This is a genomic window from Lactobacillus sp. ESL0233 (assembly GCF_003692995.1).
Taxonomy (GTDB): domain Bacteria; phylum Bacillota; class Bacilli; order Lactobacillales; family Lactobacillaceae; genus Lactobacillus; species Lactobacillus bombicola.
Window position 1 is genome coordinate 272,958 of the sequence record NZ_REHH01000006.1, and the last position, 15,294, is coordinate 288,251.

Genomic DNA, 15,294 nt, shown 5'->3' on the forward strand with positions numbered 1-15,294 from the left:
CACAGATTTTGATTTTCATCTATACTAGATAAGTTAGGTGAATTTGATTTGAACAAAGGAGCAAAAATGGCACAGTTATTTTTTCAATACGGCGCAATGAATAGTGGTAAAACCATTGAAATTCTCAAAGATGCGCACAATTATGAGGTGCAAGGTCGTAAAATTGCACTTTTAACAAGCGCTCTTGATACTCGTAATGGTGTTGGTAAAATTGTTTCAAGAATTGGTCTTCAGCGTGATGCTATACCAATTAGTCACGAGATGAATCTTTTTACTTATATTCAAGAATTAAATGCTCAAGACGAAGCCCAAGGGGATGGACCAATTGCGTGTGTCTTTATTGATGAAGCTCAATTTTTAGAACGACATCACGTTATTGAATGTGCCCGAATTGTTGATGAGCTTAATATTCCGGTGATGACTTTTGGTTTAAAAAATGATTTTCAAAATAATTTATTTGAGGGAACTAAAAATCTTTTACTTTTCGCAGATAAAATTAAGGAAATTAAAACAATTTGCCACTACTGTGGCCATAAAGCTATAATGAACTTGCGTATTCATAATGGAAAGCCTGTTTATGAGGGCGAACAAGTCCAAATTGGCGGGGACGAAAGTTATCACCCAGTTTGTCGTTTTCATTATTTTCACCCCAAAGCAAGAATAGAGAGGGATTAAAACAATATGGATAAAATTATGGCACAGCTTGAAGGTCTGATTGCTCATTATGAAGAGTTACAAGAGATGATGGCCGATCCTGAAGTTATTAATGATACTAAGCGCTATATGGAAATTTCAAAAGAAGAAGCTGATTTGCGTGAAGTAGTCGAAAAATATAAAAAGTTTAAAGCAGATAAGCAAGAAATAGCTGATAATAAGGAAATGATGGCTAGTGAAAGCGACCCTGACTTAATCGAAATGGCCAAGGCAGAAAATACTGAGCTGGAACAAGAAATCGTTGCCTTAGAAGATCAGATTAAGCTGTTAATGCTACCTAAAGATCCCAATGATGATAAGGACATTATCATGGAAATTCGTGGAGCAGCTGGAGGAGACGAAGCGTCACTTTTTGCAGCAGATTTGCTTAGAATGTACGAAAAATATGCCGAACAACAAAATTGGCAAGTTTCAGTAGTTGATAGTGAGCCCACTGAGGTTGGTGGTTATAAACGCATTGCCATTATGATCAATGGTAATAAGGTTTATTCTAAGCTTAAATATGAAAATGGTGCCCACCGCGTTCAACGAATTCCAGTAACTGAATCTCAAGGAAGAGTGCACACTTCTACGGCTACCGTTGCTGTAATGCCGGAATATGAACAAGTTGACTTTGAAATTGATCCTAAAGATTTACGAGTTGATGTTTATCGGTCAAGTGGTGCCGGTGGTCAGCACATCAATAAAACTTCTAGTGCCGTACGGATGACCCACTTACCGACTGGCATTGCTGTTGCAATGCAGGATCAGCGTAGTCAGCAACAGAACCGGGAAAAGGCTCTGCAGATTTTGACTTCACGTGTTTATGATTATTATGAAAGCCAAAATCGTGATCAATATGATGCTAAACGAAAAGATGCTGTTGGAACTGGTGACCGTTCTGAGCGAATTAGAACCTATAATTACCCGCAAAACCGGGTAACTGATCATCGGATTGGGTTGACAATTAATAAATTGGATCGCGTAATGAATGGCGAAATGGATGAAATTATTGATGCTTTGATTTTATATAATCAGACAAAACAATTAGAGGAGTTGGCCGACCAAAATGGCTAAAATTAATACTTTAAATGATTTAAATACCTGGGCAACCCAAGCAGCTGCCGATCAGCGGCCAGAAGATATTGCCTTTTTATTGGCAGAAAGATTAGGCTTAAGTCCAAGTGAATTTCAACTTAAGCAGGAGCTAGAACTTTCATTAGACCAAGTCCAACAAGCTCAAAAAGATATCAAAAAATTAGCCAGAGGGATTTCACCGCAATATATCTTGGGCTATTCTTGGTTTTTAGGTTATAAAATCATGGTTCAGCGTGGAGTATTGATTCCGCGTTTTGAAACTGAAGAATTAGTGGAATGGGCTTTGCAGAGTTTGCAAGCAAACAATAAGATCCTTGACTTAGGTACAGGTTCTGGTTGTATTACGGTTGCTCTGGCTAAAGAAGCAGCCAAAAAGGGTTTTACTGATCTTAATTTATACGCATCTGATGTTTCAGATGTAGCTTTAAGGACTTCTGAAGAAAATTTCTTAACCTATCAGGTAGATGCAATAGTTCGTAAGGCTAATGTTTTAATTGGCTTAGAAAAATTTGACAAAATTATTTCTAATCCGCCCTACATAAAAGATACCGAGCGCGCAGAAATGGATCAAAATGTTTTACAAAATGAGCCCGAAGAAGCCCTATTTGGCGGTGTAGATGGTCTTAACTTTTATCGTAAATTTGTCCAGCAAGTACGTGAACATTTGAATAATGGCGGTGAATTTTTCCTAGAGTATGGCTATAATCAAAAAGAGCAACTACAAGACCTGTTTGCGCAAGAACTACCAGACTTTACAATTGAATTTAAAAATGATTTAGCAAATAAGCCACGCATGGTGAAGGGAAAGTGGAACAACTAATGGAGACCAAAATATTCTTACCCGAAGAAATTGATGCTGCAGCCAAATTACTTTTAGCTGGTGAATTAGTTGCGTTTCCTACGGAAACGGTCTATGGGTTAGGCGCTTTAGCAACTAACGAAAAGGCTGTTAAAAATGTATATGCGGCTAAAGGTCGTCCAAGTGATAATCCCTTGATTGTAACCGTAGCCGATGAAACTATGATGAGTAAGTATGCCAAGGCTGTTCCTAAGCGAGCTAAAAAATTACTTAAAAAGTTTTGGCCAGGTCCGCTTACTATTTTATTAGAAGTTAAACCTGGTTCTTTACCAGAAGCGGTAACTGGTGGATTAAAGACAGTAGCATTTCGTTGCCCTGATAATAAATTGACGCATGCGTTAATCACTAAGCTAGGTTATCCAATTGTCGGCCCATCGGCCAATACTTCTACTAAACCTAGTCCAACTACCGCGCAGCATGTTTTTCACGATCTTAACGGAAAAATTGCTGGTATTATCGATGGTGGTCCCACCAAGGTAGGGCTTGAATCAACTATTATTGACTTATCTGTGGCAACTCCTATAGTTTTGCGCCCAGGTGCAATTACGCCTGAGGAATTGGGGTCCGTCTTACAGGAAAAGGTTTTAATTAATAGTGGCAAAGTTAGTGAAAAAGATGTCCCTAAAGCTCCTGGCATGAAGTATCGCCATTATGCTCCTAGTGCGCCAGTAATTATTGTTGATAATTTAGCTGATTTTAAAGCAATTACTTATGATAATCAAACAGCAGTAATGGCGTTAAATCCGGTTTTAGCTAAAATTGATTTACCGCAAGTAAATAAGTTTAATTTGGGTGATAATCTAAGTGATGCTGATCATAATTTGTTTGCTGGCTTGCGTTATTTTGATGATCAACCAAAAATCAAACAGATTTATGTTCAAGGTTTTAATGGTAGTCAAGCGACCATGGCTTACATGAATAGATTAGAAAAAGCTGCTGCTGGTCATCATTATCGGGTAAAATAAAAAATATTTAGAAAAAAGCTTTAAAGCGTTTGTTTTTTTGATTAAAATAGCAATGGATTTAGAGTAATTACGTATAGGAGGAATATATGGGCAAGTTTACAGTTTTAGATCATCCGTTAATTCAACACAAGTTGACGATTATCAGGCGTAAGGAAACAAGTTCAAACGAATTTAGACGCATTGTTGGTGAAATCGGTGGCCTTATGACCTATGAAATCACCCGCGACTTACCTTTGAAAGATGTCGAAATTGAAACCCCAATGGGTAAGACAACGCAAAAGGAAATCGCCGGGAAAAAATTAACTATCGTACCAATTTTGCGTGCTGGAATTGGGATGCTTAACGGTGTCTTAGATATGATCCCGTCAGCTAAAGTAGGTGTCATTGGGATGTTTCGCGATGAAGAAACCTTAGAACCCCATGAATACTTTTGCAAAATGCCTAATGATGTTGCAGAACGCGAGTGCTTAGTAGTGGATCCTATGCTAGCAACTGGTGGCTCTGCCAATATGGCAATTGCAGCCTTGAAAAAACGCGGCGTTAAGGATATTAAACTAGCGGTGTTAGTTGCTGCACCTGATGGTGTCAAAGCTATTCAAGCTGAACATCCAGATGTCGACATTTATGCCGCCGCCGAAGATGATGATTTATTGGACAATGGCTACATTTTTCCTGGTTTAGGGGATGCGGGCGATCGGTTATTTGGCACTAAGTAGAAGTTTTAAACAAATATTTATAGAATTCGCTTACATAGTTACACAAATTTATTGAAAGTGTTAATATTGTATGAGTGTTCGATAAACTGGACACCAGAAGGGAGGTCACGAAGTAATGGAGCAACCATTTGTATTTAACTTCTTGGGTTTAAACTTTGATCTTGCGGGAATGATTGGTTCAACACTGATGGCAGCTGTAATCCTATTTGTTTGTATCTGGCTTTCACGCAAGGTTGAAATGAAACCAAATAAAAAGCAGAATATTCTTGAATATTTACTTGACTTTACTGATAACATTGTCAAGGATAACGTTAGCGATCCTGATGCCCAAAAGCATTTATCGCTTTACGCTTTTGTTTTGTTTCTCTTTATCTGGTTTATGAATCAATTGGGTTTGTTTATGGAAATAAAAGTTGGTGATTTTATGTTTGTGAAATCACCAACCGCAGATCCTGTAACGACAATGTCATTTGCGATGATGACCTTGCTTTTATCATTTACATTTGGCATACAAAAATTTGGTACCGGTGGTTACTGGCGTAATTACGCCGAACCAGTTAGTTTCTTATTTCCAATCAATATGATTGAAGAAGTAACTAACTTCTTAACGCTATCATTACGTTTGTATGGTAATATTTATGCAGGTGAAGTTTTATTAACATTGATTGGTAATCGTCTAGCACCGAGCTTCGGGATTACTACGATGGTTTTAGCAGCTCCACTCGCCATGATTTGGCAAGGTTTCTCTGTCTTCATTGGCTCTATTCAGGCATATGTTTTTGTAACGCTATCGATGGTTTACGTTGGTAAAAAGGTTACAAAAGAATAATTTTTTGGAGGTTTAAATATGTCACAAGCTTTTAAATATATTTCTGCAGCACTTGCAGCTGGTCTTGCTGCTTTAGCTGCTTCTTGGGGTAACGGTAAGGTTATTACTAAAACCATTGAAAGTATGGCTCGTCAACCTGAAAGTGCTGGCAATTTGAGATCAACGATGTTTATTGGTGTTGGTTTGATCGAAGCCGTTCCTATTTTAGCAATTGTTGTTGCCTTTTTAATTCTTTTCCTTTAATTTTTTATTTGAAAGAATTTAGGCTAAAAAGATAAGAAGGGCAGTAAATGACATTTCAAACTTTATTTGCAGCCTCAGCGAATCATATATATATCGGCAATACGCTATGGTATTTAATTGTATTCGTAATTTTGCTTCTTTTGGTAAAACATTATGCTTGGGGACCAGTTTCCGACATGATGGAAAAAAGACGGCAAAAAGTGATCAATGATTTGGATGCGGCTGCTGACAATCGTAAAAAGGCTGAAGTATTGGCTAATGAGCGCGAAGCTGCCTTGAAAAATTCAAGACAAGAGGCAACACAAATTATTTCTGAAGCAAAAGTAAGTGCTCAGAAAACGAGTAGCCAGATTGTAGCTGATGCTAACAAAAATGCCACTTCAATTCATGAAAAGGCAAAAGCTGATGCTGCTCAAGCAAAAGCTGATGCTTTAGATGAAGCGCGTTCACAAGTTGCTGATCTTTCAGTTGCAATTGCAGAAAAAGTAATTGCCAAAAATTTATCAGCGACTGATCAAAAAGATCTAGTCGATCAGTTTATTAAGGGGCTGAATAAATAATGGCCTTAAGTAAAGAAGAGATTGCTGCACGATATGGTACTGCACTGTTTGATTATGCGCAGGACATGCATGCTGAGGATACTGTTCACGAGGATTTAGTAGAACTGCTAAAAGCTATTTCTACTTATCCGCAAATCTTAAAAGTTTTTAGTGATCCAATTTTTAATAGTGATGAAAAAAGAGCTTCTCTTGCGATAATTACCAAAGGCTTATCTCAAGAGGTGCGGACTTTTTTGAAATTATTGTTGGAATATAACCATTTTTTAGAGTTGCCTGATATTATCATGTACTATAATGATTTGTACAATAAGGATAAGCAGGTGACTAGGGGACTTGCAATTACTGCAGTCAAATTGACTAGGCAACAACTCAAGCAGTTGGGTGATAGTTATGCCCAAAAATATGGTTTTAGTAATGTTGAACTTGAAAATCAAGTTGATGAAAGCATTATTGGCGGCGTAATTTTAAAAGTTGGCGATTATGTGATTGATGGTTCAGTTAAAAATAAGCTTAAAAAGATTCGTGCGCAGTTAATTAACAAAGATTAAAAAGAGGTGAAACCATTGAGCATTAAAGCAGAAGAGATTAGCTCTTTGATCAAGCAACAGCTTGAACACTATGATGACAAACTCGACGTTAATGAAGTCGGTGTTGTAACATACATAGGTGATGGTATCGCCCGTGCTCACGGATTAAACAATGTTTTAGCGAATGAACTGTTAGAATTTGATAATGGTTCATATGGTATTGCTCAAAACCTTGAATCAAATGATGTTGGTATCATTATTTTGGGTAATTTTGATGATATTCGTGAAGGCGACCAAGTTAAGCGAACTGGGCAAATTATGCGTGTACCAGTTGGCGATGAATTAATTGGTCGCGTAGTTAACCCTTTGGGTCAACCAGTTGATGGGCTAGGCGATATTAAAACGACTAAAACTCGACCAATCGAGGATTCAGCACCAGGTGTTATGGAGCGCCAGTCTGTTAATCAGCCGTTACAAACTGGAATCAAAGCGATTGACGCCTTGGTGCCAATCGGTCGTGGTCAGCGTGAGTTGATTATTGGTGACCGTAAAACTGGTAAAACTAGTTTGGCTGTTGATGCAATTTTGAATCAAAAAGGTCAAGATGTAATTTGTATTTATGTCTTTATCGGTCAAAAAGAATCAACAGTTAGAACTCAGGTTGAAACATTAAAACGTTTTGGCGCAATGGATTATACAATTGTGGTTGAAGCGGGACCAAGTGAACCAGCACCAATGCTTTATATTGCACCTTATGCTGGTACTGCGATGGGTGAAGAGTTTATGTATAATGGTAAGGATGTTTTGGTAGTCTTTGATGACTTATCTAAGCAGGCTGTGGCTTACCGTGAACTTTCTTTATTACTTCGTCGTCCGCCTGGTCGTGAAGCATATCCTGGTGATGTTTTCTATCTTCATTCACGTTTATTAGAGCGTAGTGCTAAATTGAGTGATAAACTTGGTGGCGGTTCAATGACTGCGTTACCATTTATTCAAACGGAAGCTGGAGACATTTCAGCATATATTCCAACTAATGTAATTTCAATTACTGATGGACAAATTTTCTTACAAAGTGATTTGTTCTTTGCAGGAACTAGACCAGCGATTGATGCGGGTAATTCTGTTTCCCGTGTTGGTGGTAGTGCACAGATTAAAGCCATGAAAAAAGTTGCAGGTACTTTGCGAACAGATCTAGCTGCTTTTCATGAATTAGAAAGTTTTGCTCAATTTGGTAGTGACTTAGATCAAGCAACGCAAGCTAAACTTAATCGTGGTCGGCGAATTGTTGAGGTTCTAAAACAGCCTTTACATGACCCAATTCCAGTTGAAAAACAAGTTATCATTTTGTACGCTTTGACTCATGGTTATGTTGATGCAATTCCAGTTGAAGATATCGCTCGTTTTGAGAAGGAATTATACGATAACTTCGATAGTAGTCATGCGGATTTATTAGAACATATCCGTCAAACGGGTGAGTTGCCGGATGAAAATGAATTAAAAGATGCAATTGCAAAATTTGCTGATAGTTTTTCACCAAGTAACAAATAGGAGGTAGCTTATGCCTGCATCTTTACTTGAGTTGAAGAAAAAGATTGCTTCAGTTAAGCAAACTGGTAAAATTACCGAAGCGATGCGGATGGTTTCGGCGTCAAAATTAAATCAAACTGAAAAACGAGACGAAGGTTATACAGTATATAACAATCATATTAGACAAACTTTATCTCGTTTGATGAGTGCAGAGGTTATTAACCACTTGCATAAAGAAAATTTAGTTGTTGATGAAGATAGCATTAGTAAAATCGATTATGAAAATGTTTTTGGCTTAGGTATTGTTTCAAACCTAGTGCAGTCGCGCAAAGAAATTAAATCAACCGGATATTTAGTTATTACTGGTGATCGCGGGCTAGTTGGTTCTTATAATAGCGCCGTCATTAAAAATATGATGGGTTTAGTGCAAGATGCTAAAGCTGAACATAAGGATATTAAAATTTTGGCAATTGGTTCCGTCGGTGCAGAATTTTTTAAGAAAAACAATTTAAATGTTGTTTATGAAAATAATGCGATTTCGGATGTGCCAACTTTTGAAGAAATTTTACCAATTGTTTCAACCGCAATAAAAATGTATTTAAATGGCGTATATGACGAATTGTACGTGTGTTATACGCATCATGTTAATACTTTATCATCAGCGTTTAGAGTTGAAAAAATGATGCCAATCAATAATCTTGATATTGGTGTTAAAGAAGCTGAAGCACATAAGGATTTAGAATATGATATCGAACCTGATGTCAACACTGTTTTAACTACTTTAATTCCGCAATTTATTCGTTCTGGAATTTATGGCGCGATTTTGGATGCCAAGACTGCTGAACATGCAAGTTCAATGACCGCCATGCAAAGTGCAACGGACAATGTTGATGAATTAGTTTCGAGTTTAACTACTAAATTAAATCGTGCAAGACAAGCAGAAATTACTACTGAAATTACCGAAATTGTCAGTGGTGCTAATGCTTTGAAATAATATGAGAAAAGGAGGTAGATGTTTTGAGTGAAGGTGAAGTTGTTCAAGTAATCGGCCCAGTGGTCGATGTTAAATTTCCACTTGATAAAAACCTACCTGATATTGACAATGCTTTGCGCGTAATTAAATCTAAGGATGAGACAATTATCCTTGAAGTTACGCTAGAGCTTGGTGATGGTGTCCTAAGAACTATTGCAATGGAATCCACTAATGGATTAATGCGTGGAATGAAGGTTGAAGATACTGGTAAACCTATTTCCGTGCCTGTTGGTAATGATACATTGGGGCGCGTTTTCAATGTTTTAGGGCAACCAATTGATGATGGTCCTAAATTTGATAAAGATCACGCCCGCGAAAGTATCCATAAAAATGCACCAAAATATGATGAACTAACCACTAGTCAAGAAATACTTGAAACTGGTATTAAAGTTATTGACTTGCTCGAGCCATATGTTCGAGGAGGTAAGGTCGGTCTGTTTGGTGGGGCTGGTGTTGGTAAGACAACCATTATTCAAGAATTAATTCATAACATTGCTCAAGAACATGGTGGTATTTCTGTTTTCACTGGTGTTGGAGAAAGAACTCGTGAAGGTAATGACCTTTACTTTGAAATGAAAGCATCTGGTGTTTTAAGTAAGACAGCAATGGTCTTTGGGCAAATGAATGAGCCGCCTGGTGCCAGAATGCGAGTAGCTTTAACTGGCTTGACTTTAGCTGAGTATTTCCGTGATGTTGAAGGACAAGATGTCTTGCTGTTCATTGATAACATCTTTAGATTTACCCAAGCAGGTTCTGAAGTTTCTGCTTTGCTTGGTAGAATGCCGAGTGCCGTTGGTTATCAGCCAACTTTAGCCACAGAAATGGGTCAATTGCAAGAAAGAATCACTTCAACCAAGAAGGGTTCAATTACTTCAATTCAAGCCGTTTATGTGCCTGCTGATGACTATACTGATCCTGCCCCAGCTACTACTTTTGCCCATCTAGATGCTACAACTAACTTGGAGCGTAGCTTGGTTGAACAGGGTATTTATCCAGCGGTTGATCCTTTAGAGTCAACTTCAAGTGCTTTGGATCCAGAAGTTGTCGGTGCTGATCACTATGAAACTGCTACACGGGTGCAACATATTTTGCAAAGATACCATGAATTGCAGGATATTATTTCTGTGTTAGGTATGGATGAATTATCAGATGAGGAAAAGGTAATCGTTAGTCGTGCCAGAAAGATTCAATTTTTCTTATCTCAAAACTTCTTTGTAGCAGAGCAATTCACTGGCGTTCCTGGTTCTTATGTGCCAATTAAGGAAACAATTAAGGGCTTTAAGATGATTCTGGATGGTCATTTAGATGATTTACCAGAAGATGCTTTTCGTAGTGTTGGTCCAATCGAAGATGTTTTGAAAAAAGCACAAAAGATGGGCGTAACAGCTAGTGATCCAGAAGCTAAAGCATTGTTAGAAAAGTAGGGTGATGTCCAATGGCAGATCCAGAAAACCTTTTTATCGTTAATGTTGTAACTCCTGATGGTTTGATTTTTTCACATCATTGTAGCCTTGTTGAAATGCGCGCAATTGATGGTCAACGTTCAATTATGTATAATCACTTACCGATTTTGACCCCGCTAACAATTGGTGAAATTAGGGTCAAACGTGGTCGTGAGATGAATGAGACCGTAAATCATATTGCCATCAGTGGTGGTTACTTTGAATTTTCTAATAATGTTGCTACAATTATTGCAGATAGTGCAGAACGCTCGACTAGAATTAATCTTTCCCGAGCAGAAGCCGCAAAGAAACGTGCCCAAAGTGAACTGAAAAAGGCCAAATCTATGCATGACCAACGTTCTATTGAACGAGCACAGGTTGCATTAAGAAGAGCCGTTAATAGAATTAGTGTTTATAATTCAGATAATTAAGATAGTTTTAAACGGATGCACAATGGTGTATCCGTTTTTACTTAGTTAAAGTAAAGTGAGAAATAAAATGTTCCAACTTGGCGTTCATGCTTTAATCAGTATTGTGATTTACTTAATTACAATTGCTTTATCTTTTCAAATTATGAAAAGTGTACAAATTGAAAAAATTATTCGAAAAAATAAAGTCTTTGAAGCCCAGCTTTTAATGGTTTTTGCTGCAATTGCAATGGGTTTTTTAGTAGGTAATTTTCTAATTACCTTAATTGATACTTCATTACAATTAAGTAATTTCTTTTAAAACTTACTTAAGTAAATGAAGTCAACGGCAAACTTACCATCTTTATGGTAAAATATACAATGAATATTTATGGAGGGTTATCGTGGCACGAGATATAGGAATTGATTTAGGGACAGCGAATGTACTGATTAATGTTTCAGGCAAAGGAATTGTTTTAAATGAGCCATCAGTTGTTGCTGTCAATACAAGTACAAATAAAGTTGTAGCAGTTGGGACTGAAGCATATAAAATGGTTGGTCGTACACCTGGTAATATACGAGTTATTCGTCCCTTAAAAAATGGTGTAATTGCTGATTTTGACATAACTGAAGCGATGCTTTCTTATTTTATTGAAAAGCTAAATGTTAAAGGCTTTATGTCTAAGCCTAATATACTAGTTTGTGCCCCAACTGGTGTGACTTCAATTGAGCAAAAGGCGATTATTCAAGCTGCAGAAAAATCTGGTGGTGGTAAGGTATATTTAGACTTTGAACCCAAAGTAGCTGCTGTCGGTGCTGGACTTGATATTTTTAAGCCTCAAGGTAATATCGTAATTGATATTGGTGGTGGGACAACTGATATCGCAGTTTTATCTATGGGTGAAATTGTTACCAGTCAATCGCTGCGTTATGCCGGTGACCATATGAATCAAGCTGTTGTTGCTTATATCAAGAATAAGCACAACTTATTAATTGGTTCACGAACAGCTGAACAAATCAAAATTGAAATCGGTAGCGCCTTTGAACCTGATGAAGATGAGACCATCACAGTGCGGGGTCGCGATATGGTTGATGGTTTGCCAAAGCAGGTTACAGTTTCTGCAACTGAAATTCAAGAAGCTTTATGTGACGGGTTAATGACGATTGTTGCGGCTACAAAAGAAGTTTTAGAAAATACTCCGCCAGAATTGTCAGCTGATGTCATTGATCGCGGCATTATGTTAACTGGAGGAGGCGCCTTATTAAAGAATCTTGACAAATTAATTTCTTATTACTTGAAGGTTCCAGTTTTAACAGCAGATCATCCCTTGGAAGCAGTCGCTTTAGGTACAGGTATTTTACTTAAAAATATTGAAAAACATCAACGATAATAATTTAGTAGGAGGCTGGTTTGCGTAAATTTTTAATTTTTTTAGTAAAATTTTATCAAAGGATTATTTCTCCCGCATTGCCTCAAAGTTGTCGCTACTATCCGACTTGTTCAACTTATATGATTGATGCTTTAACTAAATTTGGTTTAATTAAAGGTTTGATTATGGGCACTTGTCGCATATTACGTTGTAACCCATTTGTGCGTGGTGGGGTCGATCCAGTTGCGGATAAATTTACTATTTTTCGTAATCCTCACCCAGAAAAGTATGAAGATGAAATTATTGCTAAAAAGTTTCATCCTTCTGTAAAGTAGGAGTTATTATGTCAAGAAAACCCGAAAATATTAATGTAGAGATTAATGAAGTCAAGAATAGGGAAAATCCGACTTGGGAAGTGGTTATCCCCCATAAAAAAACGATCGGTCTAATCGAAAAATTGTCTGGTCGCTACCGAGCAACTTCAACTAAGAATAGTAGTATTTTATATGCTAAGAGTTTAGAGAGTAGTATCAATGACTTGCTTTCATACTATGTCTTACATGAAAAATAATAGGCAGTGATAATTAAATGGTAAAAGTTGAAAATAAAACAAACTTATTTAATCGAATTGCATGGAATATTGTCATCCCTGTTTTATTGCTAGCGGCAGTTGGTTTATATTCAATTTATTTTGCCGCCATTGATGATCCGAGTCATATGGGTAGTCCGCCAAAAGCCGTTTTAATGCAAGGACTGTGGTATATCATTTCGGTAGTAATTGTTTTATTCGTAATTCAATTTGATGCCGAACAACTTTTTCGTATTGCGCCTTATGTTTATAGCTTTGGGATTGTCCTTTTGATTGCAGTTTTATTCTTTTATAATCGGAGTATTGCCGCTGATGCAGGAGCAAAAAGTTGGTTTAAATTAGGACCGATTTCCTTTCAACCCTCTGAAGTCATGAAACCGGCCTTCATCTTAATGTTGGCTCGAGTAGTTCATCAGCACAACCAGAAATTCGAACATACAATTAGAAATGATTGGAACTTAATTGGCAAAATTATTGCTTGGTTGATTCCCATTGCAATTCTATTAAAACTACAGAATGATTTTGGGACCATGCTAGTTTTTGTTGCAATTACTGGCGGGGTAATTTTAGTTTCTGGTATTTCTTGGAAAATTATTACTCCAATGTTTATTGCTGTCGCAATTCTCGGAATAACCGTCATTATCATGGTTACTACACCACAAGGTCAAGTTCTCTTAAGTCATTTTTTCCAACCATATCAGTTTAAGCGTATTATGTCTTGGCTTAACCCCTCATCTGACACTTCCAAAGATGCCTATCAGTTGTGGTTAAGTATGCAAGCAATTGGCTCTGGGCAAATATTTGGTAATGGCTTTGGCAAATTAAGTGTTTATGTTCCAGTTCGGGGCTCAGATATGGTCTATTCCGTAATTGGTGAGTCATTTGGCTTTGTCGGTAGTGTTGCAGTTATTTTGTTATATTTATATTTAATTGTCCAGATGGTTCGAATTACCTTTGACACTAAGAATGCTTTTTATTCTTATGTTTCAACTGGCGTAATCATGATGATTTTGTTTCATGTATTCGAAAATATTGGCATGAGTATTGATTTGTTGCCGTTAACGGGGATTCCGCTACCCTTTATTTCACAGGGTGGTTCAGCCCTAATTGGTAACATGGTCGGTGTTGGCATGATTCTATCGATGAAATTCCATAATAAAGATTACATGTTTAGTAAAGCCGGCGACTTTTAGAATTTAATTTAAATAATAAAAAAAGCATTTCAACCTTGAAATGCTTTTTTATTATTTAGATTCTTGTTGGTCTAGTTGAACGACAAACTAATACGTCACAAGGGGCAGTTCTAGTTACATAATCGGTTACACTACCAATTAACATACGCTCGACTGCATTTAAACCAGTTGAACCAAGAATAATTAAATCAATCTGGTGCTCTTTGGGGAATTGCTGGGCAATAATTGCCTTAGGAGAACCAAATTCAATGGAAAAATGAACTTCCTTGATTCCCGCATTTTGCGCTACTTCATAATATTTTTCCAATTTTTCTTTTGCATCGTTAGCAACTTGTTCGACCATATCCGAGTCAAAACTTGAAACATTTTGAAATGACTTTGTATCAATGACATGGAGAATTTCTAAAGTGGCATTATTACGCTGAGCCACTTCAATTGCTTTCTGAAAAGCTAATTCTGCTTCCTTGGAGCCATCAACAGCAACTTGTATTTGATGATATTGTTTCATAATTAATACCTCGCTTACTTTTATTCTACCAAATTTTTACCTGAATTATTCGTTCTTTTGATTAATTAAGAGGCTAAAAATTAAAATAGTAGAACAACTTAGAAAAATTGTAATTAAATTATAGTATTTGTTGGTAAATAGCAATAGTAAAACAAAGCCAAGTAGGCTTTCAAGAAAGAGCAGAATAGCGGTACAGGTCATGATTGTCTGAAAGTTAGTATTGGTTTGGTTATTAAATATTAAAAAGTGATCCTTGCGTTTTTGCCAAAGATAATAAGCAGTTAGCAAAAGCAAGCAGAGGTAAACCAAAACGACAATTTTTAAAATCATAAAAATCTCCATTAAAAAAGCGGTCCTCGTGACCGCTTCTATTATTTTCTAAAAAATCTAAGTTGAATTAACAGTGCAAAACAGTGCTGTTGAACCCGCAGTGTTCAAATAAATGAGTAGTATCGCAACGAATATGGATCCTATGCAAAATGGGTGATAGTGTTCCGATCCGACAGTTATTTACAGACTCGCACGTTTTTAGTTTGACCGGTCAACTTATACAATTAAGCTTGTTAATCAACTTAGACCATAGTTATACTATCTAATCAATTTTAGTTTGTCAAGAATAAATTCTAAATGACAAGTAAACACACAAAGTAACTAGGCATAATTTAAAAAAATACTTAACCAAAATTTTTTAAACTAAATTTAGATATTTTTCTTATATTTAAATAAAAATATTTT

At 36.8% G+C, this 15,294-nt stretch carries 19 protein-coding genes; 18 read left to right on the forward strand and 1 reads right to left on the reverse strand.

Annotation, left to right across the window (positions count from 1 at the left end):
• Positions 1-66 precede the first annotated feature (66 nt).
• The 18 genes from F5ESL0233_RS02950 to F5ESL0233_RS03035 all read left to right on the forward strand — a co-directional run bounded on the left by F5ESL0233_RS02950 (position 67) and on the right by F5ESL0233_RS03035 (position 14,051).
• Entirely contained in the window at positions 67-675 is a 609-nt protein-coding gene (locus tag F5ESL0233_RS02950; protein WP_090093208.1) for a thymidine kinase, read from the forward strand.
• A 6-nt stretch (positions 676-681) separates the two neighbouring features.
• Positions 682-1,770 carry a peptide chain release factor 1 gene (gene prfA / locus F5ESL0233_RS02955; protein ID WP_090093210.1) on the forward strand — a complete coding sequence of 363 codons (1,089 nt, stop codon included), beginning with the start codon at positions 682-684 and terminating at the stop codon, positions 1,768-1,770.
• Positions 1,763-2,611, forward strand: coding sequence for a peptide chain release factor N(5)-glutamine methyltransferase (prmC, locus tag F5ESL0233_RS02960; protein WP_122058651.1), 849 nt, complete (start codon positions 1,763-1,765; stop codon positions 2,609-2,611). Before prfA ends, prmC begins: the two co-directional genes overlap by 8 nt.
• Positions 2,611-3,615, forward strand: coding sequence for an L-threonylcarbamoyladenylate synthase (locus tag F5ESL0233_RS02965; RefSeq protein ID WP_122058653.1), 1,005 nt, complete (start codon positions 2,611-2,613; stop codon positions 3,613-3,615). The genes prmC and F5ESL0233_RS02965 overlap by 1 nt, the downstream gene beginning before the upstream one ends.
• 86 nt (positions 3,616-3,701) lie before the next feature.
• Positions 3,702-4,331 carry a uracil phosphoribosyltransferase gene (gene upp / locus F5ESL0233_RS02970; protein WP_090093217.1) on the forward strand — a complete coding sequence of 210 codons (630 nt, stop codon included), beginning with the start codon at positions 3,702-3,704 and terminating at the stop codon, positions 4,329-4,331.
• 115 nt (positions 4,332-4,446) lie between these two features.
• Positions 4,447-5,160 (forward strand): F0F1 ATP synthase subunit A, encoded by a 714-nt coding sequence (gene atpB / locus F5ESL0233_RS02975; RefSeq protein ID WP_122058654.1) that lies wholly within the window; start codon positions 4,447-4,449, stop codon positions 5,158-5,160.
• A gap of 18 nt (positions 5,161-5,178) precedes the next feature.
• Positions 5,179-5,403 carry a F0F1 ATP synthase subunit C gene (gene atpE, locus F5ESL0233_RS02980; RefSeq protein WP_090093219.1) on the forward strand — a complete coding sequence of 75 codons (225 nt, stop codon included), beginning with the start codon at positions 5,179-5,181 and terminating at the stop codon, positions 5,401-5,403.
• Between the two features lie 47 nt (positions 5,404-5,450).
• Positions 5,451-5,963 carry a F0F1 ATP synthase subunit B gene (atpF, locus tag F5ESL0233_RS02985; protein ID WP_118896830.1) on the forward strand — a complete coding sequence of 171 codons (513 nt, stop codon included), beginning with the start codon at positions 5,451-5,453 and terminating at the stop codon, positions 5,961-5,963.
• A complete protein-coding gene (gene atpH / locus F5ESL0233_RS02990) occupies positions 5,963-6,511 on the forward strand; it encodes an ATP synthase F1 subunit delta (RefSeq protein WP_090093222.1) in 549 nt (182 codons plus the stop codon). Before atpF ends, atpH begins: the two co-directional genes overlap by 1 nt.
• A 15-nt stretch (positions 6,512-6,526) precedes the next feature.
• The gene (atpA, locus tag F5ESL0233_RS02995) at positions 6,527-8,038 is read left to right on the forward strand and encodes a F0F1 ATP synthase subunit alpha (RefSeq protein WP_122058656.1); all 1,512 of its coding nucleotides are present in this window, start codon (positions 6,527-6,529) and stop codon (positions 8,036-8,038) included.
• 10 nt (positions 8,039-8,048) lie between these two features.
• On the forward strand, positions 8,049-9,011 hold the full coding sequence (locus F5ESL0233_RS03000; RefSeq protein WP_090093226.1) for a F0F1 ATP synthase subunit gamma: 963 nt from the start codon (positions 8,049-8,051) through the stop codon (positions 9,009-9,011).
• A gap of 23 nt (positions 9,012-9,034) precedes the next feature.
• Positions 9,035-10,474, forward strand: coding sequence for a F0F1 ATP synthase subunit beta (atpD, locus tag F5ESL0233_RS03005; protein ID WP_122058657.1), 1,440 nt, complete (start codon positions 9,035-9,037; stop codon positions 10,472-10,474).
• An 11-nt stretch (positions 10,475-10,485) separates the two neighbouring features.
• Positions 10,486-10,923: a F0F1 ATP synthase subunit epsilon gene (locus F5ESL0233_RS03010; RefSeq protein ID WP_122058659.1), complete on the forward strand. Its 438-nt coding sequence runs from the start codon at positions 10,486-10,488 to the stop codon at positions 10,921-10,923.
• Positions 10,924-10,990: 67 nt separating this feature from the next.
• Positions 10,991-11,221 carry a DUF1146 family protein gene (locus F5ESL0233_RS03015; protein ID WP_090093232.1) on the forward strand — a complete coding sequence of 77 codons (231 nt, stop codon included), beginning with the start codon at positions 10,991-10,993 and terminating at the stop codon, positions 11,219-11,221.
• An 82-nt stretch (positions 11,222-11,303) separates the two neighbouring features.
• Positions 11,304-12,290, forward strand: a complete 987-nt coding sequence (locus tag F5ESL0233_RS03020; protein ID WP_122058660.1) for a rod shape-determining protein — start codon at positions 11,304-11,306, stop codon at positions 12,288-12,290.
• Positions 12,291-12,310: 20 nt separating this feature from the next.
• Positions 12,311-12,604 carry a membrane protein insertion efficiency factor YidD gene (gene yidD / locus F5ESL0233_RS03025; protein WP_122058662.1) on the forward strand — a complete coding sequence of 98 codons (294 nt, stop codon included), beginning with the start codon at positions 12,311-12,313 and terminating at the stop codon, positions 12,602-12,604.
• An 8-nt stretch (positions 12,605-12,612) separates the two neighbouring features.
• Positions 12,613-12,840, forward strand: a complete 228-nt coding sequence (locus tag F5ESL0233_RS03030) for a DUF2969 domain-containing protein (RefSeq protein WP_090093237.1) — start codon at positions 12,613-12,615, stop codon at positions 12,838-12,840.
• A 17-nt stretch (positions 12,841-12,857) separates the two neighbouring features.
• A complete protein-coding gene (locus F5ESL0233_RS03035; protein WP_122058664.1) occupies positions 12,858-14,051 on the forward strand; it encodes an FtsW/RodA/SpoVE family cell cycle protein in 1,194 nt (397 codons plus the stop codon).
• A 55-nt stretch (positions 14,052-14,106) separates the two neighbouring features.
• On the opposite strand, the gene F5ESL0233_RS03040 is transcribed toward F5ESL0233_RS03035, so the two are convergent.
• Positions 14,107-14,559 (reverse strand): universal stress protein, encoded by a 453-nt coding sequence (locus F5ESL0233_RS03040; RefSeq protein ID WP_090093240.1) that lies wholly within the window; start codon positions 14,557-14,559, stop codon positions 14,107-14,109.
• Positions 14,560-15,294 lie beyond the last annotated feature (735 nt).